The 21,383-nt window shown below is 65.1% G+C and carries 19 protein-coding genes; 15 read left to right on the top strand and 4 right to left on the bottom strand.

Translation table 11 applies throughout. The annotated features are described in order from the left end of the window. Positions 1–7 precede the first annotated feature (7 nt). The 15 genes from araH (at position 8) to MESOP_RS01315 (ending at position 16,365) form a co-directional block, all read left to right on the top strand. A complete protein-coding gene (gene araH, locus MESOP_RS01385; protein WP_013891525.1) occupies positions 8–958 on the top strand; it encodes an L-arabinose ABC transporter permease AraH in 951 nt (316 codons plus the stop codon). Positions 959–983: 25 nt separating this feature from the next. Further along, on the top strand, positions 984–1,763 hold the full coding sequence (locus MESOP_RS01380; protein ID WP_013891524.1) for an SDR family oxidoreductase: 780 nt from the start codon (positions 984–986) through the stop codon (positions 1,761–1,763). Positions 1,764–1,779: 16 nt separating this feature from the next. Beyond that, positions 1,780–3,492, top strand: coding sequence for an L-arabinonate dehydratase (araD, locus tag MESOP_RS01375; protein WP_013891523.1), 1,713 nt, complete (start codon positions 1,780–1,782; stop codon positions 3,490–3,492). A gap of 11 nt (positions 3,493–3,503) precedes the next feature. Then, the gene (locus MESOP_RS01370) at positions 3,504–4,409 is read left to right on the top strand and encodes a dihydrodipicolinate synthase family protein (protein ID WP_013891522.1); all 906 of its coding nucleotides are present in this window, start codon (positions 3,504–3,506) and stop codon (positions 4,407–4,409) included. A gap of 255 nt (positions 4,410–4,664) precedes the next feature. Further along, on the top strand, positions 4,665–5,837 hold the full coding sequence (gene ssuD, locus MESOP_RS01365; protein ID WP_013891521.1) for an FMNH2-dependent alkanesulfonate monooxygenase: 1,173 nt from the start codon (positions 4,665–4,667) through the stop codon (positions 5,835–5,837). After that, entirely contained in the window at positions 5,834–7,294 is a 1,461-nt protein-coding gene (locus tag MESOP_RS01360; RefSeq protein ID WP_013891520.1) for an FAD/NAD(P)-binding protein, read from the top strand. Before ssuD ends, MESOP_RS01360 begins: the two co-directional genes overlap by 4 nt. A 164-nt stretch (positions 7,295–7,458) precedes the next feature. Continuing rightward, on the top strand, positions 7,459–8,562 hold the full coding sequence (sfnG, locus tag MESOP_RS01355; protein ID WP_013891519.1) for a dimethylsulfone monooxygenase SfnG: 1,104 nt from the start codon (positions 7,459–7,461) through the stop codon (positions 8,560–8,562). A 125-nt stretch (positions 8,563–8,687) separates the two neighbouring features. Continuing rightward, on the top strand, positions 8,688–9,623 hold the full coding sequence (locus tag MESOP_RS01350; protein ID WP_013891518.1) for an ABC transporter ATP-binding protein: 936 nt from the start codon (positions 8,688–8,690) through the stop codon (positions 9,621–9,623). Beyond that, a complete protein-coding gene (locus tag MESOP_RS01345) occupies positions 9,620–10,519 on the top strand; it encodes a branched-chain amino acid ABC transporter permease (protein WP_013891517.1) in 900 nt (299 codons plus the stop codon). Before MESOP_RS01350 ends, MESOP_RS01345 begins: the two co-directional genes overlap by 4 nt. 3 nt (positions 10,520–10,522) lie before the next feature. After that, the gene (locus MESOP_RS01340) at positions 10,523–11,563 is read left to right on the top strand and encodes a branched-chain amino acid ABC transporter permease (RefSeq protein WP_013891516.1); all 1,041 of its coding nucleotides are present in this window, start codon (positions 10,523–10,525) and stop codon (positions 11,561–11,563) included. An 82-nt stretch (positions 11,564–11,645) separates the two neighbouring features. Then, positions 11,646–12,983, top strand: coding sequence for an ABC transporter substrate-binding protein (locus MESOP_RS01335; protein WP_013891515.1), 1,338 nt, complete (start codon positions 11,646–11,648; stop codon positions 12,981–12,983). 76 nt (positions 12,984–13,059) lie between these two features. Then, positions 13,060–13,866, top strand: coding sequence for an ABC transporter ATP-binding protein (locus MESOP_RS01330; RefSeq protein ID WP_013891514.1), 807 nt, complete (start codon positions 13,060–13,062; stop codon positions 13,864–13,866). A 24-nt stretch (positions 13,867–13,890) separates the two neighbouring features. Beyond that, entirely contained in the window at positions 13,891–15,138 is a 1,248-nt protein-coding gene (locus MESOP_RS01325; protein ID WP_013891513.1) for an SfnB family sulfur acquisition oxidoreductase, read from the top strand. 62 nt (positions 15,139–15,200) lie between these two features. Beyond that, complete coding sequence (gene msuE, locus MESOP_RS01320; RefSeq protein WP_013891512.1) at positions 15,201–15,761, top strand: FMN reductase; 561 nt, start codon at positions 15,201–15,203, stop codon at positions 15,759–15,761. A gap of 118 nt (positions 15,762–15,879) precedes the next feature. Beyond that, complete coding sequence (locus tag MESOP_RS01315; RefSeq protein ID WP_013891511.1) at positions 15,880–16,365, top strand: hypothetical protein; 486 nt, start codon at positions 15,880–15,882, stop codon at positions 16,363–16,365. A 16-nt stretch (positions 16,366–16,381) separates the two neighbouring features. On the opposite strand, the gene MESOP_RS01310 is transcribed toward MESOP_RS01315, so the two are convergent. The 4 genes from MESOP_RS01310 to MESOP_RS01295 are packed head-to-tail and all read right to left on the bottom strand — an operon-like array spanning position 16,382 to position 21,306. Then, complete coding sequence (locus MESOP_RS01310) at positions 16,382–16,915, bottom strand: aminomethyltransferase family protein (protein ID WP_013891510.1); 534 nt, start codon at positions 16,913–16,915, stop codon at positions 16,382–16,384. Then, entirely contained in the window at positions 16,908–19,781 is a 2,874-nt protein-coding gene (locus tag MESOP_RS01305) for a sarcosine oxidase subunit alpha family protein (RefSeq protein ID WP_013891509.1), read from the bottom strand. Before MESOP_RS01305 ends, MESOP_RS01310 begins: the two co-directional genes overlap by 8 nt. Further along, positions 19,778–20,044, bottom strand: a complete 267-nt coding sequence (locus MESOP_RS01300) for a sarcosine oxidase subunit delta (RefSeq protein WP_013891508.1) — start codon at positions 20,042–20,044, stop codon at positions 19,778–19,780. The genes MESOP_RS01305 and MESOP_RS01300 overlap by 4 nt, the downstream gene beginning before the upstream one ends. An 8-nt stretch (positions 20,045–20,052) precedes the next feature. Continuing rightward, positions 20,053–21,306 (bottom strand): sarcosine oxidase subunit beta family protein, encoded by a 1,254-nt coding sequence (locus MESOP_RS01295; RefSeq protein WP_013891507.1) that lies wholly within the window; start codon positions 21,304–21,306, stop codon positions 20,053–20,055. Positions 21,307–21,383 lie beyond the last annotated feature (77 nt).

Raw genomic sequence — 21,383 nt, 5'->3', positions numbered from 1 at the left:
TTTTGCAATGACCGGCCAGTTGAAAAAAATCCTGCTCGGCGAACAGGGCCTCGTCGTCATCTTCGTCGTCGCCTTCGCGCTGGTGTCGGTCCTGGTGCCGAACTTCCTCACCGACCGGAACATGCTCGGCCTTTTGCAGTCGGTGGTCACCGTCGGCATCGTCGCCTGCACCATGATGTTCTGTCTCGCGGCGCGCGACTTCGACCTGTCGGTCGGCTCGATCGTCGCCTTCGCCGGCATGGTCGCGGTGATGGCATCGAACTACACCGGCTCGATCCTGCTTGGCCTGCTGGCGGCAATCGCCTGCGGCGCCTTCGTCGGCTTCATCAATGGCGTCGTCATCGCCAAATTCCGCATCAACGCACTGATCACCACGCTCGCCACCATGCAGATCGTGCGCGGCCTTGCGCTGATTGCGTCCGACGGCCGCGCCGTCGGCATCAACAGCCCGGATTTCTACCAGCTCGCGCTGTCGAAACTGCTCGGCATACCGACGCCGATCTGGGTGCTGGCCGTGCTCTTCGGCATCTTCGGCTTCGTCTTGAACCGCACTGTTTTCGGGAAGAACACGCTGGCCATCGGCGGCAATCCGGAGGCGTCACGGCTGGCCGGCGTCAATGTCGACCGGACACGCATCTGGATCTTCGCGCTGCAGGGCGTCGTCTGCGGCATCGCCGGCATCCTCTTGGCCTCGCGTATCACCTCCGGCCAGCCCAATGCGGCGGTCGGCCTGGAGCTTTCGGTCATCTCCGCCTGCGTGCTCGGCGGCGTCTCGCTTGCCGGCGGCCGCGCCACCATGTCGGGCGTGATCGTCGGCGTGCTGATCATGGGCATTGCCGAGAACGCCATGAACCTGCTCAACATCCCGGCCTTCTACCAGTACATCGTGCGCGGCGTGATCCTGCTGCTCGCCGTGCTGCTCGACAATCTGCGCTCGTCGGCGCTCGGCCGGCGTTGATGCGTCTTCACGTGGAGTGACAGCGATGGCTGAGCGCCTGTCCGGCAAACGCATCTTCCTCACCGGTGCCGCGCAAGGCATCGGGCTTGCCATCGCCGAGGCCTGCCTTGCGGAAGGCGCAAGACTGTTCCTGGTCGATCGTGACGGGGCGCTGCTCGACAGGTCCGTCGCCGGGCTCGCCGCTTCGCAGGGCCATGTCGGTCATCAAGCTGCCGACATCAGCGACGGGGCGGCGATCGCCGCCGCGGTCGGACAAGCAGGCGACGAGATCGGCCCGATCAACGCGCTGATCAACAATGCCGGGATGAATGTATTCTCCACCCCGCTCGATGCGACCGAGGAAGAGTGGAACCGCAATTTCGACGTCAACGTCAAGGGCGCCTGGAACTGCAGCAAGGCGGTGCTGCCGGGAATGATCGCGAGCGGCGGTGGCGCCATCCTCAACGTCGCCTCGACCCACAGCTTCACCATCATCCCGCACACCTTCCCCTATCCCGTCGCCAAGCACGCGCTGCTCGGCCTGACCAAATCGCTGGCGCTGGAATACGCCGCGCAAGGCGTGCGCGTGAACGCGCTGGCGCCCGGCTATGTCGAGACGCGGAAGGCGATCGATTACTGGAACAGTTTTGCCGACCCGGTGGCGGCGCGCGCCAAGACGCTCGCGCTGCATCCGGGCGGCCGCATCGCGTCGGTGCGCGAGATCGCGCTGGCGGCTGTGTTCATGATCTCCGACGAGTGCCCGTTCATGAACGCGGCAACCCTCGTCGTCGATGGCGGGCTCAGCCAATTGCAGCATCCCGCCTGAACGTCGGGAAGAAACCATGACCAAGAGACGATCGCAGCACTGGTTCGGCGGTAATGGCAAGGATGCCTTCATCCACCGCAGCTGGATGAAGAACAACGGCCTGCCCGACGACGCTTTCGACGGCCGCCCGGTGATCGGCATCTGCAACACTTTTTCGGAATTCACCCCGTGCCATGTCCATTTCCGCGGCCTGATCGAGCACATCAAGGCCGGCGTTCTGGAGGCCGGTGGCCTGCCGCTGGAATTTCCCGTCTTCTCCTGCGGCGAATCCAATCTGCGGCCGACGGCGATGCTGTTTCGCAACCTCGCCTCGATGGATGTCGAGGAAGCGATCCGCGGCAATCCGATGGATGGCGTCGTGCTGATGGCCGGCTGCGATAAGACCACGCCGTCGCTGGTGATGGGTGCTGCATCCTGCGACCTGCCGTCGATCGTCATCTCCGGCGGACCGATGCTCAACGGCCGCTTCCAGGGCCGCGAGATAGGTTCGGGCACGGATGTGTGGAAGTTCTCCGAGGATGTCCGCGCCGGGGTGATGAGCGAACAGGATTTCGCCAATGCCGAAAGCGCCATGTCGCGCTCGCCCGGCCACTGCATGACCATGGGCACCGCCTCCACCATGGCCTCGATGGTCGAGGCGCTCGGCCTGGCGCTGCCCGGTAACGCCGCCTATCCGGCCGTCGACGCGCGCCGCAGCCGCATCGCCCGGATGACCGGGCGGCGCATCGTCGAAATGGTCAATGAGGATCTGCGCCCGTCGGCCATCCTGACGAGGCAAGCCTTCGCGAACGCCATCCGCGTCAATGGCGCGATCGGCGGCTCGACCAATGCGGTCGTCCACCTGCTCGCCATCGCCGGCCGCGTCGGCGCGGAGCTGACGCTCGACGATTGGGACGCCTTTGGCCGCGACGTGCCGACCATTCTCGACCTGATGCCATCCGGCCGCTTCCTGATGGAGGATTTCTGCTACGCCGGCGGCATTCCGGCGGTGATGAAAGAGATCGCGGACATGCTCGATCTCGACGCGCTGACAGTCACCGGCAGACGACTGCGCGACAACATCGCCGACGCTCAAAACTACAATCCGGAGGTCATCCGCCCGCGTGACAAGGCGCTGACGCGACACGGCGGCATCGCCGTGCTGCGCGGCAATCTGGCGCCCGACGGCGCCATCATCAAACCGTCGGCGGCGTCTCCCGCCCTGATGAAGCATCGCGGCCGCGCCGTCGTCTTCGAGGACATCGACGACTACAAGGCGCGCGTCGACGATCCCGCGCTCGATATCGACGAGAGCTCGATCATGGTGCTCAGGAATTGCGGCCCCAAGGGCTATCCCGGCATGGCCGAGGTCGGCAACATGGCGCTGCCCCAAAAACTCCTGAAGCAGGGCGTCCGCGACATGATCCGCATCTCCGACGCCCGCATGTCCGGCACCGCCTTCGGCACGGTGGTGCTGCATGCGGCGCCCGAGGCCGCCGTCGGTGGCCCGCTGGCGCTGGTCAGAAGCGGCGACATCATCGAGCTCGATGTCGAGGCGCGGCGGTTGCACCTCGACGTGTCGGAACAGGAGCTGGCGAGACGACGAATAGGCTGGGCTCCTCCGGAGCCGGCGATGCGCGGCGGCTACCAGGGCCTCTATGTCGACCATGTGCTGCAGGCGGACCGTGGTGCCGATCTCGATTTCCTGGTCGGCAGCCGCGGCCACGCCATTCCCCGCGAAAGCCATTGAGGTCGACGAGGATGGCGAATTTCCAGCCGGATGATCTCCATGGCATTCATGCCATCCTCTATGCACTGTTCGACGAGAACGAGCGGCTGGACCGCGCGGCGATGCGCAGCCAGGTCGAGATCTGCCTGGCGACCGGCGTGCATGGCATGGCGGCACTCGGCCTCGCCACCGAAGTCGCCAAGCTGACCGAGGCCGAGCGCCGGACGGTCATGGACTGGACGGCGCAGGACACCGCGGGAAAAGTGCCGCTCGCCTTCACCATCCTCGGCGCTTCGATGGCCGAGCAGATATCCCAGGTTCGCCATGCCGAAAGCGTCGGCGCCGACTGGGTGATCCTGCAGCCCCCGCCTGGCGGATCTTACGGGGCGCTGGAGTATATCCGCTTCTTTGGCCGTGTCGCCGAGGCGACCGACCTGCCGGTCGCGATCCAGAACGCGCCCGCCTTTTTCGGTCGTGGCCTGACATCGGATGAAATCCGCGACCTCGTCACGCTGCATCCCAACATCAGGCTGATCAAGGGCGAGGGGCCAGTCACCGACATTGCCGGCCTGATCGAGCGCACCGAGGGCCGGATTCCCGTTTTCAACGGGCGTGGCGGGCTGGAACTGATCGACAATTTCCGCATCGGCTGCCGTGGCATGATCCTGGCGCCGGATTGCGTGGATTATGCCGTACGCGCCTGGAAGGCGTTCCGCGCCGGAAACGAAGCGATAGCCGAGGCTGAGTATGCTAAAATGCTGCCGGCGGCGGTTTTCGTCATGCAGGGCATCGAGAACTTGATCTGCTACGGCAAGCGGCTGTTTGGCGCCCGCACCGGCATCCCGATACATGATCGCGCGCCGGCGATGCGGCCCAATGAGACTGGTCTCGCCATCGTCGAGCGCTTCGCGGCAGGGCTTGGCCGATTGCCGGGCTAGAACCGCAGCCATCGGCAGCGGGGTCGCTGCCGTGATGCGCCGAATAGGCGAAGAACCGGGGTGCATCAGCCCGGGTGCGAGCTGGCGGAGAGAATTTCTAATAATCCGGTCGGAATTGGAATAAACTTAACTCTACAGAATTTATAGAATAAGCAATCTGTACTGGCGATCTGGCTTTCCCGGACAGGACCACGCCATGCACACTTCCTTGAGCCCGCTCTCAGTCCGCCGCCGCCCGCGCGTCGGAGGCAGGCCATGACCATTGATGTTCCCGACCGCATCAAGGTGCTCTGGTTCCTGCCGACGCATGGCGACAGCCGCTACCTCGGCACGACGGAAGGCGGCAGGGCCGTCGACCTGCCCTATCTGACGCAAGTGGCCAAGGCCGCCGACACGCTGGGCTATTACGGCGTGCTGTTGCCGACCGGTCGGGCCTGCGAGGATTCCTGGGTGATCGCCTCGGCGCTGGCGCCGCTCACCGAGCGGCTGCGTTTTCTCGTTGCCGTGCGGCCCGGCCTGCAGTCGCCGACGCTCGCCGCGCGCATGACCGCCACGCTCGACCGCATCTCCAACGGCCGCCTGCTGATCAACGTCGTCACCGGCGGCGATCCGCTGGAGAACAAGGGCGACGGCATCTTTCTCTCGCATGCCGAACGCTACGAGGTGACGCAGGAATTCCTGCGCATCTACAAGCGCGTGCTGAGCGGCGAGACGGTCGAGCATCAGGGCAAGCATTTCCGCATCGAGGATGGCCGCCTGTTGTTCCCGCCGGTGCAAACGCCATATCCGCCGCTCTATTTCGGCGGCTCGTCCGATGCCGGCTCCGTGGTGGCGGCGCAGGAGATCGACAAATATCTGACCTGGGGCGAACCGCCGGCCGATGTCGAGCGCAAGCTGGACGCCGTGCGCGAACTGGCCGAAAAGGCCGGCCGCAAGCTCTCCTTCGGCATTCGCCTGCATGTCATTGCCCGCGAGACGACCGAGCAGGCCTGGGCCGCGGCGGACAGCCTGATCAGCCGGCTCGACGACGCCACGATCGCCTCGGCACAGAAGGTGTTTGCCCGCATGGATTCGGTCGGCCAGGCGCGCATGAGCGCGCTGCATGGCGGCAGCCGCGACAGGCTGGAGATCGCGCCCAATCTCTGGGCCGGCGTCGGCCTGGTGCGCGGCGGCGCTGGAACCGCCCTTGTCGGCGATCCAGACACGATTGCCGAGCGGATCGACGAATACCGGCGCCTCGGCATCGACACCTTCATCCTGTCCGGCTACCCGCATCTTGAAGAAGCCTATCGTTTCGGCGAACTGGTGCTGCCGAAACTGCCGACCGATCACCCGGTCAAATCGGCCGTCTCATCCGTCAACACCGGGCCATTCGGCGAAACCATTGCCGGCGACCATCGCCCGAAGTCGCTCGCCAGCGCCTCGTGAACGCGCTGCCCCAATCGCGCCGGCTGCGCGTCGCCATCATCGGCGGCGGCTTTTCCGGCGCTGCGGTCGCCTGGCATCTGGCGCAACTGCCCTGGTTCGAGCGTCTGTCGATTTCGGTGATCGAGCCGCGACCGGCGCTTGGCGGAGGCCTTGCCTATTCCAGTGCGGAGCCGGCGCATCGGGTCAATGTTCCGGCGATCAGGATGAGCATGGCTCCCGACGATCCGCAGCACTTCGCGCGCTGGTTGACCGGCAGTGGCGAACTCGAGCGCGATACCGACGCCATCTGGAAGAATGGCGACGCCTATCCGCGGCGGCGCGTGTTCGGCCGCTACGTCGCCGAGCATCTGGCGCCCTGGCTCGGTTCGGGCGTGGTTCGTCATGTCCAAGGTCTCGCCACGCGCGTGACCCGTGACGCTGATGGCGCTGGCTGGTCCGTGCACACTTCCGGCGGCCCGGTCGCAGCCGACATTGTCGTCCTGGCGGCGACGCACCTGCCGCCTGGAATTCCGGACGCGCTGGCCGCCCTGGCCGAAGCGCCGGGTTTCGTTGCCGACCCGTACGCCGCTTCCGCTCTTGCCCATATCGGGCGGGAAGCATCGGTGCTGATTGTCGGTTCCGGATTGAGCTCGGCCGACATGGTGGCCGAACTCGATCGCCGCGGCCATCGCGGCCGCATCCTGGCGTTGTCGCGCCGCGGGTTGCGCTCGCGCGGCCACCCTGACGTTAGGGGCGAGCCCTTCGGCGATTTCGCGTCATCGCCGGCCGCGACGGCGCTTGGCCTGCTGAAGACTATTCGCGCCACGCTGGCGGCGGCGCGAGCCGCCAATGTCAACTGGCAGTCGGTCTTCGACCAATTGCGGCTGCAGGGACCCGTGCTGTGGGCAGCGCTTGCACCGCGCGAGCGGGCAAGGCTGGTCCGCCAGTTGCGCGTATTCTGGGACGTGCATCGCTTCAGGATCGCACCGCAGGTGGCGGCGGTGCTGGATCGCCGTCAGGCCGCCGGCACCTACGAAACCGTTGCCGCCAGGCTTGTCGCGTCGAACCATGAGGATGACGGCCCGGCGGTCAGCTTCCAGCGGCGCGGACGGACGCGGATCGAAACGGTGCGCTTCGATGCCATCATCAACACGACTGGCCCGGCGCATGGGCAAGCCCTTCGGCTCAACCCGGCGCTGCGCTCCTTGGCCGAAGCCGGGCTGATCAGGGCTGACGCCTACGGACTGGGTATCGAGACCAGCCTCGATAGCCGCGCCATCGGCCGGGGTGACAAGGCGGTCGCCACGCTTTTCGTCGCCGGCCCGCTCGCCAGGGGCACGTTTGGCGAACTCATGGGTCTGCCGGAGGTGGCTCGTCATGCCCAGGCGGTTGCCAGGGAGACTGCAAGGCTGCTGGACACGGTCCCGTCAGCCGAGACGATCGGCGTCGATGCGGACAGCGTTGCCGCGGCCCGTTGACGGCCGGAAGCCGGTTGACCGGGAAAATTGGTATTTCCGTCCCACGAGGGCTCCAAAAACGGAAAATCCTTCTTTGTATATAAATTCCATAAACATAATAAATATTGGGGAAAGCCGGCGCCGACCGGACCGATCAACGACATCGCCTGAATGGGAGACAGTTCATGGCACACGCAGACACCGACGCGATCAAATTCGCCTATTGGGTGCCCAATGTTTCGGGCGGCCTGGTGATCTCCAACATCGAGCAGCGCACCAACCATTCGGCCGAATACAACCGCAAGCTGGCGCAGATCGCCGAGAAGGCCGGCTTCGACTATGCGCTCAGCCAGATCCGTTTCACCGCCGGTTACGGCGCCGACGAGCAGCATGAATCGGTAGCCTTCAGCCATGACCTTCTCGCCGCCACCACGACGCTGAAGGTCATCGCCGCGATCCTGCCCGGCCCGTGGAATCCGGCGCTGGCAGCCAAGCAGATCGCCACCATCAGCTATCTGACCAATGGCCGTGTCGCCATCAACCTCGTCTCCGGCTGGTTCCGTGGCGAGTTTCACGCCATCGGCGAGCACTGGCTCGACCATGACGAGCGCTACCGCCGCTCGGAGGAGTTCATCCGCGCGCTGCGCGGAATATGGACCGAAGACAGTTTCACCTTCCGCGGCGATTTCTATCGCTTCAACGAATATTCGCTGAAGCCGAAACCGCCGCAGCCGCTGCCCGAAATCTTCCAGGGCGGTTCATCGCGTGCCGCGCGCGACATGGCATCGCGTGTCTCGGACTGGTACTTCACCAACGGCAACACACCGGCCGAGATCGCCAAGCAGGTCGAAGACCTCAGGACCAAGGCGAAGGCCAACAGCCATTCGGTCAAGGTCGGCGTCAACGCCTTCGCCGTCGTCCGCGAAACCGAGGACGAGGCCAAGGCGGTGCTTGCCGAAATCATCGCCAAGGCCAACCCCGAAGCGGTCAATGCCTTTGGCCACGAGGTCAAGAATGCCGGCAAGGCCTCGCCGGAAGGCGAGGGCAATTGGGCGAAATCCTCCTTCGACGATCTGGTCCAGTACAATGATGGCTTCCGCTCGAACCTGATCGGCACGCCGAGACAGGTCGCGGAACGCATCGTCGACCTGAAGCGCGCCGGCGCCGATCTCATCCTGCTCGGCTTCCTGCACTTCCAGGAGGAGGTCGAGTATTTCGGCAAGCATGTCATCCCGCTCGTCCGCGAGCTGGAAGACGCCGAACAGGCAGCGTCACTGGCGGCAGAATAGTCATCCCGCAAGCTGGCCGGTCAAGCTCCGGCCAGCACACGAACGAAGGTTTTTCAGGCGCGCTCGATCTCCTCGGGCGGCATCGAGAATTCGCGCGCCTAAAGGCGCAATCGAGGACCTTGGAAATGCCATTGGCCAGCTATTCCCTTGGAATGATGGAGGCTTCGGTCTACGCGCCGGAAATCTTCGCGCGCGGCTTGCCGTCGGCGCCCCAGCCGGCGCTGCCTTCCGCGGGCCGTATCGAGCCGGCGGGGTCCGTTTCGGGTACAGCCGCTCCGCTGCTTTCACTGCAAGGTATCGGCCTGTCGTTCGGCGGCGTCGTGGCATTGGCCGATATCGACCTGTCGGTGCAACCCGGCGAGATCCGCGCCATCATCGGGCCGAACGGCGCCGGCAAGAGCTCGCTGATCAACGTCATCAGCGGCGTCTACCGGCCGGATCGCGGCCATGTCCTGCTCGACGGCGTCAGCCATGCCCAGGTGCCGACGCAGCGGCTGGCGCGTCTCGGAGTCGCCAGGACCTTCCAGAACCTGGCCTTGTTCAAAGGCCTCAGCGTCCTCGACAATGTCGCGTCCGGCCTTGCCTATAAGGTCCGCTCCAATTTTGCCGGCCAGGTGCTCGGCATTGGCCGCTCGCGCGGCGAGCAGCGTGAAACACGCGGCCGCGCCGACCAGGTTCTCGAATTCCTCGACCTCACCGCCGTTCGCGATCGCCTTGCCGGCACGCTGCCATACGGGCTGCAGAAGCGCGTCGAACTGGCTCGCGCACTGGTCGCGCAACCGCGCCTGCTTCTGCTCGACGAGCCGATGGCCGGCATGACATCAGGCGAGAAGAGCGAGATGGCGGGTTTCGTCCGCGCCGCGCGCGATCGTTTCGCCACCACCGTCGTTCTGATCGAACACGATGTCGGCGTCGTCATGGGCCTGTCCGATCGGATCGCCGTTCTCGACTACGGCCGCAAGATCGCCGACGGCACGCCTGACGAAGTCAGGAACGACCAGCGTGTCATCGATGCCTATCTCGGCGTCGCCTCCGACAATGAGGACGGGGCAGGCATATGATCGCCGACTTCGATTATCAGTTCTTCATCGAAGTGCTCGTCGGCGGCCTGCTCTCCGGCGTCATGTATTCGCTGGTCGCGATCGGCTTCGTGCTGATCTACAAGACCTCGGGCGTGCTCAATTTCGCGCAGGGCGCGCTGCTCCTGTTCGCGGCACTCACCTTCGTCAGCCTCGTCGAACGCGGCGTCCCGTTCGCGCTGGCCCTGGTCGCCACCTTCGCCATCATGGTGGCGATCGGCGTCGCCATCGAACGCACGGTGCTCAGGCCGCTCACCAACAAGCCGCCGATCACTTTGTTCATGGCCACGCTCGGCCTGTCCTACATCATCGAGGGTGCCGCCCAACTGATCTGGGGCACGCAGGTCCACGGCCTCGATCTCGGCATCGAGGACGTGCCGCTGGAAGTCGGCGGCGTGCTGATCAGCCAGTTCGATATCTTCGCCGCGGTGGTTGCCGCCGGCATGGTTCTGCTGTTGTCGCTGTTCTTCCGCTACACCCGCATCGGCCTCTCCTTTCGCGCCGTCGCCGATGACCAGTTCGCCGCGCTCGCTGTTGGTCTGCGGCTGCCGCTGATCTGGGCGACCGTCTGGGCGGCCGCCGGCCTGGTCGCATTGGTGGCGGGACTGCTCTGGGGCGCCCGCCTCGGCGTGCAGTTCTCGCTGTCGCTGGTGGTGCTCAAGGCGCTGCCTGTGCTGGTGCTCGGCGGCTTCGATTCCATCCTCGGCGCCATCGTCGGAGGGCTGCTGATCGGCGCCAGCGAGAAGCTCGCCGAGGTCTATATCGGCGACTATTTCGGCGGCGGCATCGAGAGCTGGTTCGCCTACGTCGTCGCGCTCGTCTTCCTCCTGATCCGCCCTTCCGGCCTGTTCGGCCAGAAGCTCGTCGAAAGGGTTTGAGCGATGACCGCGATAGCAAGCGATTTCTCGTCCACGCCGGCGCTGCCGAAATGGCTCGCGCCTGTCCTCCTGCTCGCCTTCGCCTATGGCGTCGTGCCGCTGATCGGCTCGAGCTACCTGTTCGAAGCGATCCTGCTGCCGTTCCTGGCGCTCAGCCTCGCCGGCGTCGGCTTGAACATCCTCACCGGCTATGCCGGCCAGGTGTCGCTTGGCAGTGCTGCCTTCATGGCGGCCGGTGCCTTCGCCGCCTACAATTTCAACTTGCGCGTCGAAGGCCTGCCGTTGATCGGCAGCATTGTTCTGGCCGGCCTCGTCGCGGCCGCGATCGGCATCGTCTTCGGCCTGCCGAGCCTGCGGCTGAAGGGCTTCTATCTGGCCGTCTCGACGCTTGCCGCGCAGTTCTTCGTGCAATGGGCGCTGACCAAGTTCAGCTGGTTCTCCAACAATTCGGCATCGGGCGTCATCGACGCGCCGAGGCTGTCGATTTCAGGCTTCGCACTAGACGGCGCCGTCGGCCGCTATCTCTTTGCGCTGACCATCGTCGCCGTGCTGACCTTCCTCGCTCACCGGCTGGTCTCCTCGCAGACCGGGCGCAACTTTATCGCCATCCGCGACAATGAAACCGCGGCCCGCATCATCGGCATCCCCGTGTTGAAGACCAAGCTTCTGGCCTTTGCCATCTCGTCCTTCATCATCGGCGTCGCCGGCGTCATCTGGGCCTTCGCCTATCTCAGAACCGTCGAGCCGGACGGCTTCGATCTCGACCGCTCGTTCCAGATCCTGTTCATCATCATCATCGGCGGCCTGGCATCGGTCCGTGGCGCGTTCTTCGGCGCCGCCCTCATCGTGGTCTTCCCGCTTGGCTTATCGCGCCTCGGCGGCTTCCTGCTTGGCGATGTCTTTGACTCGGGCGTGCTCGACATGAGCCAGCGCATCGTGCTGGGCGCGCTCATCATCCTGTTTCTGATCCTTGAACCCGACGGGTTGGTGGCCCTGTGGGACAGGCTCCGAAGACGGCTCCTGTTCGCCTGGCAGACGAGCTGAGTTCCATCATTCGAAATCAATCGCATTTGGAAATGAACCAGAGGCCGAACCAAGGACGGCCCATACCGGGAGTACCCAACCCATGAATTTTCTCAGCACAATCAAGGCGGCGGCGCTGTCCGCGGCGATGATCGCGTCGGTGGCTTTGCCCGCCGCAAACGCCGACGAACAATATTTCCCGCTGCAGAGCTATCGCGTCGGGCCTTACGCGGCTGGCGGCACCGGTTTCTTCGGCGGCTTCATCGACTATCTCAACCTCATCAACATCCGCGACGGCGGCGTCAACGGCGTCAAGCTGACCTGGGATGAGTGCGAGACCCAGTACGAGGTCGAGCGCGGCGTCGAATGCTACGAGCGGCAGAAGAGCCATGCCGGTGCCGCCGCCTGGAACCCGCTCTCGGTCGGCATCGCCTATGCCATGATCGACCGTATCACCGCCGACAAGGTGCCGCTGATCACCGTCAACCACGGCCGCACCGATTCCACCGACGGGCGCGTTTTCCCCTATGTCTTCCCGCTGCTGCTCAACCCCTACAGCGAGACGTCGGGCATCGTGAACTACATCGCTTCCAAGGAAGGCGGCATCGACAAGCTGAAGGGCAAGAAGATCGTCGTGCTCTATCACGGCTCGCCCTACGGCAAGGAGACCATCCCGATCTATGAACTGCTGGCGCAGAAATACGGCTTCACCATCCAGCAGATCGAGGTGCCGCATCCCGGCAACGAGCAGCAGTCGCAGTGGCTGACCATCCGCCGCGCCAAGCCGGACTTCGTCGTCCTGCGCGGCTGGGGCGTGATGAACCCGGTGGCGCTGAAGACGGCGGTCAAGGTTGGCTACCCCGTCGACCATATCGTCGGCAATGTCTGGTCGAATTCGGAAGAGGATGTCATACCCGCCGGCGACGCCGCCAAGGGCTACACCGCCATCACCACCCAAGCGTCGGGTAACAGCTACCCGGTGGTGCAGGAGATCGTGAAGACCGTCTACGGCGCCGGCAAGGGCAATCTGGAAGACAAGTCGCGCATCGGCTCCGTCTACCACAATCTCGGCATCGTCAACGGCATCTTGAATGTCGAGGCGATCCGCGTCGCGCAGGAGAAGTTCGGCCACCGCACGCTGACCGGCGACGAGGTCCGCTGGGGCTTCGAACATCTCAAGCTCGATCCGGCCAAGGTCGAGGCGCTCGGCGCCAAGGATCTGTTCCACTCGATCAATGTCAGCTGGGACAACCATGAGGGCGAGGGCTACGTGACCTTCCAGCAGTGGGACGGCAAGAAATGGAACGTCGTCTCCGACTGGATCGCGCCGGACTGGGCGCTGCTGCGGCCCATCATCGAGAAGTCGGCCGAGGCCTATGCCGCCGAGAAGGGCATCAAGCTGCGCACCGCCGATGATGCCAATGCCGTGACCACCAACTGATCAGCCAGTGCCGGCGCCGCGGACAGGTTCCGTGGCGCCGGCCGCTTTCGCTCCGCGGACCAGGGAAGAAGAGCCCATGCCGGACAATGACGTCATTCTTGCCGTAAATGCGGTCCACGCGACCTACAACCACGCCATCACGGCGCTGCACGGCGTCAGCTTCGAGATCAGGCGCGGCGAGATACTGGCGCTGCTCGGTGCCAATGGTGCAGGCAAGACCACCACGCTGAAGGCGGTCTCGAACCTGCTGCCGGCCGTACGCGGCCAGGTCAACGCCGGCACCATCCGCTATGACGGCTCGGATGTCTCGCGCCGCAAGCCGGGCGATCTGGTGCGCGCCGGCCTGGTGCCGGTGCTGGAAGGCCGCCACTGCTTCAAGAGCCTCACCGTCGAGGAAAACCTGGTCGCCGGCGGCATCGGCCGCAGCGGTCGTCGCGCCGAAATCAACGTCGACCTCGAACGCATCTACGGCTATTTCCCCCGCCTCAGGGAAAAGCGCCGGACACTGTCCGGACTGACCTCCGGCGGCGAGCAGCAGATGACCGCGATTGGCCGGGCGCTGATGTCGCGGCCGCGCCTGCTCGTCCTCGACGAACCGTCGATGGGGCTTGCCCCGCTCATCGTCCAGGACATCTTCCAGACGCTGAGAAAACTCAATCGCGAGACCGGCCTGTCGATCCTGGTGGCCGAGCAGAATTCCGCGGTCGCGCTCAGATATGCCGACCATGCCACGGTGCTCGAAAACGGTGTCTCCGTCCTCTCTGGCCCGGCTGCAGAGCTTCGCCAGCGCGAGGATGTGCGCGCCTTCTATCTCGGTCAATCGACCTCCGGGCAACAGCCGTCACCGGCTACCAAAACAGCCCATCTCCATGCCGTCGCCTGAAACGAAATTCGAAGGAGCAGTGAAATGACCGTCTCGACCGTCAAGACAGACCATGCCTCCGCCGCCGTGCCGCCCGTTGCAAGGCCATCGGCGCCAGCCCACATCATCAAGGATGACGCCGAAGCGATCGCCATCGCCCACGCACTCGCCGCCGAATTCGCCAAGGACTCCTCCAGGCGCGACCGCGAGCGGATCTGGCCGGTTGCCGAACTCGACGCCTTCTCGCAAAGCGGCCTCTGGTCGATCAATGTGCCCAGGGCATTCGGCGGACCGGAACTGTCCTACGCGACGCTGGCCAAGGTGATCGAGATCATCTCGGCGGCGGATTCTTCTATCGGCCAGGTGGCTCAGAACCATCTCGGTGTCATTGCCGCCATCCGCACCGTGTCGGACGCCGAACAGCAGAAACTGCTCTTTGGTGAGGCGTTGAAAGGCACGCGGTTCGGCAACGCCTTCTCCGAGTTCGGTTCCAAGCGTGCCGCCGATTTCGAGACCCGCTTTACCGATGCCGGCGACCATGTCGTGGTCAATGGCCGCAAATTCTATTCCTCCGGCGCGCTGCTCGCCCATCTGGTGCCGATCGTGGCGCTCGATGACGAGGGCCGCGCCTGGTATGCGATCGCCGACCGTGGCGCGCCCGGCCTGACAGTCATCGACGACTGGTCGAGCTTCGGCCAGCGCACGACGCTCTCCGGCACCGTGATCATCGACAACGTCAAGGTGCCGAAGACTTTTCTGGTGCCCGGCTACAAGGGCTACGACAGGCCGACCGCCGACGGCGCCATCTTCCAGATCATCCAGGTGGCGGTAGACACCGGCATCGCCCAGGCGGCGATCGACGAGACGGTTCACTTCGTCAGGACCAGGAGCCGCGCCTGGATCGACAGCGGCGTCGACAATGCCTGGGACGATCCCTACACCATCCAGGCGATCGGCGACCTGACGCTGCGCCTGCACGCGGCACAGGCGCTGCTCGAAAAGGCCGGCCATGCGATCGACCGGGCCGTGATCGAGCCGACCGCCGAGACGGTCGCGCATGCGCAGATCGTCACCGCCGAGGCCAAGATCCTGTCGACCGAGATCGCCATTGCCGCGACGAACAAGCTGTTCGAACTCGCCGGCACCCGCTCGACGCTGGCCGAACACAATCTCGACCGTCATTGGCGCAACGCCCGCACGCACACGCTGCACGATCCGGTGCGCTGGAAGTATTCGATCCTCGGCAAATATTTTCTCAACGGTGAAAATCCGCCGCTGCACGCCTGGAGCTGATTTCCATCGGCGGGCGAAAGCCCGCTTTAGTAAAAACTTCGACCATCAAGAGGCCCACCGCCATGTCAAATCCAACAGTCGTCGGCTTTTCCGGCAACATCACCCGGCCGTCAAAGACACGCGCCTTCGTCGATTTCGTCGCAAGGGACATTGCCGCGCGCCACGGCCTGTCGGCCAGCACCTATGACATCGAGGATGTCGGCCCATCGCTGGGCACGGCAAGGTGGGCACGCGACCTCGACAGCCAGGCGCAACCGATCCTGGCCCAGATCCTCTCCGCGGATGTGCTGGTGGTCGGTTCGCCGACCTACAAGGGCAGCTACACCGGCCTGTTCAAGCACTTCTTCGACCTCATCGATCCAGCCGCGTTGCGCGGCAAGCCCATCCTTTTGACCGCGACCGGCGGCGGCGAGCGCCACGCCTTGATCGTCGAGCATCAGCTGCGGCCGCTGTTCGGCTTCTTCGAGGCCTTTACCCTGCCGACCGCCGTCTACGCCACCGACAAGGATTTCACCGACGGCGTGCTGCGCTCCGAGGCGATCCTGAAGCGCGCCGCGCAGGCCGTGGACGAGGTCGGCTTCGTGCTGGCGAACCGCTCGGCGGGCAGGGTCGCCGCCGAATAGCCTCTCGTCATCGGCTTGCGCAGAGGTCGAAATCGGCGTCCCGGGTAAGCTCGCTTACCCGCAGTTTACGACCGCCGGCTACAACGTTCCTGTCTGATTCGTCTGGGACAGGAACATCATGAGCAAAGCCCTCATATCCTTCGCGCTGGTCGCGGTGCTGACCGCCTTGCTCATGGCGTTGAGCCTGGCGGTGGCCAGGCACGGCTATCCCTATGGGGCGATCGGCGTCAGGCGCCTCGACGGCATTGCCGATGCCGGAACGTTCATTCCGCTGGCCGCCGTCTACTTCTTCAGCGCGCTGCTGATGATGATCCTGCCGATCCGTGCGGCCAGCATCGTGCTGACCCATGCCGCCGACGCGATCTTCTGGACGGTGATCGTGCTGCTTGCCACCATTGTCGGCGGCCTTCTTGCCAGATGGGCCTTCGGACAGGGCAGCGCCCTGCTGGCATTATTGAACTGGCGGTTCCTGTTCGCCGTCGCCGTCGTCGGCTGTCACTTCGTCATGAACGAGCTGCGCCGCAATGTGCTGCTGCGCAGCCTGTTCTTCGTGGTCTTCGCCGCCGCGATGCTGGCCTGCCTGTTCTGGTCGTTCACGCTCTGAGCGTGATCATGGCTGGCTAGCTTCCAGCCGCGACGTGGCCTGCGGCCTGCTCCATCCACGTCCAGAGATAGGCGGCAAGACCGCGGTCGACATGGATGCGCAGCTTGCTTCCATGGCGATAGACGATGGCGCTGACGCCGGCGAAGGACAGTGTCGCACTGGCACTTGACTGCCTGGGGTCAATTGTCGTTCCACGGGCGATGAAAGCATCGAGCCCCACGCCTTCGATTTCGAACAGTTGCAGGCCGGTGCTGATCTCCGTCACCGCGAACCCTTCCTTGTGCCAGCCCGCCGCGATGGCAAGCGGTGCGTTCGACACCACGAGCAGCCGGTCGCGGGCCAGCCGCGCGGCATAGCGCTCGCCTTGCGCCGCGCCAAAGGCGCCCACGCCTTCCGCCTTCACGCCGGACAGACGCGCCCAGGCATCGAGATCGCCGCTGACCAGCATCTGGTCGAGGCCCGTGACCGTACGCACCGCCAGGCCAGGCGTCGTAATCATTGCCGCCGGCCAGTCCGGCGCGATGGGCCATTTCTCCGCGAGATCACGCATTGAGCCGGTCTCCTGCCGGATCGAAGGCGCAAGCGGCGGCGATCGTCGCCGTCCTGATCTTGCCGAGATGCTGGATTTCGATCGTCTCACCATGACGCGTTGCGCCACGCTCGATCAGGCCAAGCGCGACCGGCCGACCTAGCGTCGGACTCTGATAACTCGAGGTGACAAAGCCCTGGCTTTTCAGCTTGCCATCGCGACGGTCGATGCCGTGCGCGCCAGTGGGCAATGGGGCTTCGCCTGACGGCACCGTCAAGCCGACAAGCTGCAAACGGTTGCCTCGCGACGCCTCCTCGGTGAACAGCGAGCGGCGGCCGACATATTCGGTCTTGCGCTTGGCGCGGGGCCCTTCGCTGCCGAGGTCGTGCGGCAGCGTGGTGCCGTCAGTGTCCTTGCCGATGACGATGAAGCCTTTCTCGGCCCGCAGGATCATCAGCGCTTCGAGGCCGATGACGACGGCATCGAGCGCTTGGCCGGCTTGACGCAGATGCGCCCATAGCGGTTCGGCGCGATCGGCTCGGATCGAGATTTCGTAGCTTCTGTCGCCGGTGAAGCTGACACGGGCGATGCGAACCTGGTCGCCGCCATAGCGGCCATGGCCGACCGCCATATGCGGCAGGTCGGCATCGTCGAGCGAAAGGCCGAGCTTCAGTCTTTCGAGCAGCTTTCGTGCGTTCGGACCCGAAACGGTCAGCGTCGCCATTTCCGATGTGGCGTTGTGGATGTAGACGGCGTCGCGGCCGAAACGGTCCTGGCGCCATTCCTCCAGCCGGGCGTGCACGGCGGCAACATGCGAGGACGAGCACGAGATGACGAACCGATGCTCGTCCAGCCGCACCAGCACGCCGTCATCGAAGACCACGCCGTTCTCCGACAGCATGAAGCCGTAGCGGCAGCGGCCGGGCTTCAGCGTCGACATGGTGTTGTAATAGAGGAAGTCGACGAACGCAGCCGCCTGCGGTCCGATCACCTCGATCTTGCCGAGCGTCGAACCGTCGAACAATGCCACCGACTGGCGGGCACGCCGCGCCTCATCCTGGATGGCGCGATCCGCATCGGCGTCGCGGCCGCCATAATGGGCCGGGCGCAGCCAGCCGCCATATTCCTGGAAGACGGCGCCGCTGGCACGGTGGACGTTTTCTAGCGGAAGCCGGCGCACCGGCGCCATCAGCTCGCCAACGCGCGCGCCAGCAAAGCTTGCCAGCGGCACCGGCGTGAACGGCGGGCGATACGTGGTGGTGCCGACCTCCGGCACCGTGCGGCCGGTAATGCCTGCCATCAGCGCCAGCCCGGGCAGGTTGGAGGTCTTGCCCTGGTCCGTCGCCATGCCGAGCGTGGTGTAGCGCTTGAGGTGTTCTACCGAAACGAAGTTTTCGCGTGCCGCCAGTTCGACGTCCTTCACCGTCACGTCGTTCTGGTAGTCGATCCAGATGCGCCCTTTCGAGCCCGGCATCGGCCATGCCGCTACTATGCCGCCAGTCGCCTCTGGTCCGGTGCTGCGCGGTGTTGCAGCACTTCCCTTGCCCGGGAAGGCGTCCGCGACGCCGGCGAACACATCCGACAGGCAAACCGCGCCAGCGGCTGCCCCGACGACGGAAATGCCGTCGACCGGGTCGCCCGGCAGGAAGGCGGCGCGCGCCTCGCTCCAGGCGAGCTTGCCCCTGGCCTGACCGAACAGATGAATGGTCGGCGTCCAGCCGCCCGAGACCAGCACGCAATCGGCATCGAGCCTGCTGCCGTCGTCGAGCGTCACGCCTTCGACGCGAAGCTTGCCGCGTGCCGAGGCAAGCGCCCGCCCTTTGAGCACCCGCGCATTGACGGGCGCGGCGGGCATGCCGTCGCGCCTGATGTCGACAAGCGTGACGTCGGCGCCGGCCTCCGCGACTGCCTCGGCAACCTCGTAGGCGCTATCATTGTTGGTCGCGACAACGATGCGCCGGCCGACCAGCACCGCATGGCGCCTGAGATAGGCGAGCGCCGCATCGGCCGACAGGATGCCCGGCAGGTCATTGTTGGCGAAGGGCAGCGGTCGCTCGATGGCGCCGGTCGCCAGCACGATCCGGCGCGGCCTGACCCGCCACAGCGTGTCCGACCGACCGTCGAGATGGCGCTGGTTCAGCCCGACCAGATTGTGGTCGTAAATGCCGAAGGCGGTGGTCCAGGGCAGGATCAGGTGGCCGTTGGCAGCTAGGTTCGCAACCGTCTCATCGACCCACTCAGTCGCCGATTTCCCATCGACCTCGCCGGCGCGATGGCCGAGCGATCCCCCAGCTCGGAGTTGGTCATCGACAAGCACCACGGATTGATCCGCCCCCGCGGCCAGCTTGGCCGCCGCCAGTCCTGCCGGTCCGGCGCCCACCACCAGCACGTCGCAGTGATGGTTGATCTGGTCCGATAGGCCCGGCGAGGCCCAGCCGGCGTCGACCTTGCCCAATCCGGCCATGGCACGGATGCGCGGCTCGAACATGTGCCAGTCCGGCCACATGAAGGTCTTGTAGTAGAACGCCGCCGGAATGAAGCGCGAAAAGCGATCGAGAAAAGCGTTGCGGTCGACCAGCGCATTGGGCGTCGCGTTGACGCTTTTCGCCACCAGCCCGTCGCGCGCCGGCTCGGTCGTGGCCCGCGTGTTCGGCGTCGCGCCGCCGACATCGACCAGCGCGTTCGGCTCTTCGACGCCCGCACCCCAGATGCCGCGTGGCCTATGATACTTGAAGCTGCGGCCGACCACCGCGACATCACCGGCCAGCAGCGCCGAGGCGATGGTGTCGCCGGCAAAGCCCTGCACGGTCGTGCCGTCGAAGCTGAAGCGGATCGGGCGCGAGCGGTCGATGGCGCTGCCGCCGGTGGCAAGACGCGAGGCGGTCACGCCGCCTGCTCCCCGCCAAGCGCGGCCGAGGACAGCACCTTGTGGGTGACGGTGTCACGTTCCATAACGAAGAACTCGCCGCAAGTCATGTGAACCCAGATCTCGCGCGCCGTGCCCTTCGGATTGCCGCGCAAATAGAGGTAATCGGCCCAGCGCTCGATCGGCACCTCGGCACCATCCGGCCGGACATTGCCGGCATCGCCGCCATAGTGGAATTCGGTCTCGTCGCGCGGGCCGCAGAATGGGCAAGGGAAAAGCTGCATGATTGCCTCTAATGCGCGATGCCGGAGCCGGCCGCCTCGTCGATCAACCGTCCGCCGGCGAAGCGGTCGAGGTCGAACGGACGGCTGATGTCGTTGTGCTTACCGGTCGCCAGCAAGTTTGCCAGCAGCGTGCCGCCGGCCGGAATGGCCTTGAAGCCGCCGGTGCCCCAGCCGCAATTGAGGAACAAATTGGGCAGCGGCGTTTCGCCGATGATCGGTGAAGAATCCGGCACGACGTCAACGATCCCCGCCCACTGCCGCATCAGCTTCAACTGGCCGAAGATCGGGAACATTTCCAAGACGCCGGCAATCACCGTTTCCAGCGTCGGCAGATTGCCGCGCTGCGCATAGGACGGGATGCGGTCGAGCCCGCCGCCGATGACGATCTCGCCCTTGTCCGACTGGCTGACATAGACGCCGCAGCCGGGCGACAGCACCACGGTGTCGAGGATCGGCTTGACCGGCTCGGAAACGCAGGCCTGTAGTGCATAGGAATTAACAGGCAGCCGGAACCCGGCCTTGGCCGCCAGCACCGAGGAATGCCCGGCCACCGCCATGCCGATGCGCTCGGCACGGATGACGCCACGTGTCGTCTGGACACCGCGGCAGTGGCCGCCTTCGATGATGAAATCGGTGATCTCGCAGTTCTGGATGATATCGACGCCAAGCCGGCTCCCGGCGCGCGCATAGCCCCAGGCAACCGCGTCATGACGCGCCGTGCCGGCCCGGCCTTGCCAGATGCCGCCGAACACGGGGAAACGCGCATCGGCCGAGAAATTGTATATCGGCGCTACGCGCCGGACATCCTTAGGCGAGAACAGCTCGGCATCGATACCGTTGATCTGCATGGCGTTGACGGTGCGCGCGCCGATCTCCATCTCGGCCGTCGAGTGGCAGAGATTGACCATGCCGCGCTGCGACAGCATGACGTTGTAGTTCAAATCCTTCGACAGGCCCTCATAGAGCCGGTGCGCCAGCCCGTAGAGTTCGACGCTTTCCGGATAGTAGTAGTTGGAGCGCACCACGGTGGTGTTGCGGCCGGTGTTGCCGCCGCCGATCCAGCCTTTCTCCAGCACGGCCACTCGGGCGATGTTGTGGTTCTTGGCCAGGTAATAGGCCGTCGCCAGCCCGTGGCCGCCGCCGCCGATGACGATCACGTCATAGGCCGGCTTCGGCTCGGGCGAGCGCCAAGCCTGCTTCCAGCCGGTCTGGCCGGCCAGGCCTTCCTTGAAGAGCGATAATGCGGAATAGCGTCTGGTCATGGTGCGGCGGACAAGCCTGATTTCTCAGGAAAGCGTAGTCGCATTGTACATATATGTCTAGTTCGGTATCGCTTTGC

This window comes from Mesorhizobium opportunistum WSM2075 (assembly GCF_000176035.2).
GTDB lineage: Bacteria > Pseudomonadota > Alphaproteobacteria > Rhizobiales > Rhizobiaceae > Mesorhizobium > Mesorhizobium opportunistum.
The sequence above is the reverse complement of the archived record's forward strand: the minus strand, read 5'-3'. Positions and strand labels throughout refer to the sequence as shown.

Bases quoted from the DNA above. Each gene is read 5' to 3' on its own strand.
- araH (WP_013891525.1), top strand. From the start codon at position 8: ATGACCGGCCAGTTGAAAAAAATCCTGCTCGGCGAACAGGGCCTCGTC.
- MESOP_RS01380 (WP_013891524.1), top strand. From the start codon at position 984: ATGGCTGAGCGCCTGTCCGGCAAACGCATCTTCCTCACCGGTGCCGCG.
- araD (WP_013891523.1), top strand. From the start codon at position 1,780: ATGACCAAGAGACGATCGCAGCACTGGTTCGGCGGTAATGGCAAGGAT.
- MESOP_RS01370 (WP_013891522.1), top strand. From the start codon at position 3,504: ATGGCGAATTTCCAGCCGGATGATCTCCATGGCATTCATGCCATCCTC.
- ssuD (WP_013891521.1), top strand. From the start codon at position 4,665: ATGACCATTGATGTTCCCGACCGCATCAAGGTGCTCTGGTTCCTGCCG.
- sfnG (WP_013891519.1), top strand. From the start codon at position 7,459: ATGGCACACGCAGACACCGACGCGATCAAATTCGCCTATTGGGTGCCC.
- MESOP_RS01350 (WP_013891518.1), top strand. From the start codon at position 8,688: ATGCCATTGGCCAGCTATTCCCTTGGAATGATGGAGGCTTCGGTCTAC.
- MESOP_RS01345 (WP_013891517.1), top strand. From the start codon at position 9,620: ATGATCGCCGACTTCGATTATCAGTTCTTCATCGAAGTGCTCGTCGGC.
- MESOP_RS01340 (WP_013891516.1), top strand. From the start codon at position 10,523: ATGACCGCGATAGCAAGCGATTTCTCGTCCACGCCGGCGCTGCCGAAA.
- MESOP_RS01335 (WP_013891515.1), top strand. From the start codon at position 11,646: ATGAATTTTCTCAGCACAATCAAGGCGGCGGCGCTGTCCGCGGCGATG.
- MESOP_RS01330 (WP_013891514.1), top strand. From the start codon at position 13,060: ATGCCGGACAATGACGTCATTCTTGCCGTAAATGCGGTCCACGCGACC.
- MESOP_RS01325 (WP_013891513.1), top strand. From the start codon at position 13,891: ATGACCGTCTCGACCGTCAAGACAGACCATGCCTCCGCCGCCGTGCCG.
- msuE (WP_013891512.1), top strand. From the start codon at position 15,201: ATGTCAAATCCAACAGTCGTCGGCTTTTCCGGCAACATCACCCGGCCG.
- MESOP_RS01315 (WP_013891511.1), top strand. From the start codon at position 15,880: ATGAGCAAAGCCCTCATATCCTTCGCGCTGGTCGCGGTGCTGACCGCC.
- MESOP_RS01310 (WP_013891510.1), bottom strand. From the start codon at position 16,915: ATGCGTGATCTCGCGGAGAAATGGCCCATCGCGCCGGACTGGCCGGCG.
- MESOP_RS01300 (WP_013891508.1), bottom strand. From the start codon at position 20,044: ATGCAGCTTTTCCCTTGCCCATTCTGCGGCCCGCGCGACGAGACCGAA.
- MESOP_RS01295 (WP_013891507.1), bottom strand. From the start codon at position 21,306: ATGACCAGACGCTATTCCGCATTATCGCTCTTCAAGGAAGGCCTGGCC.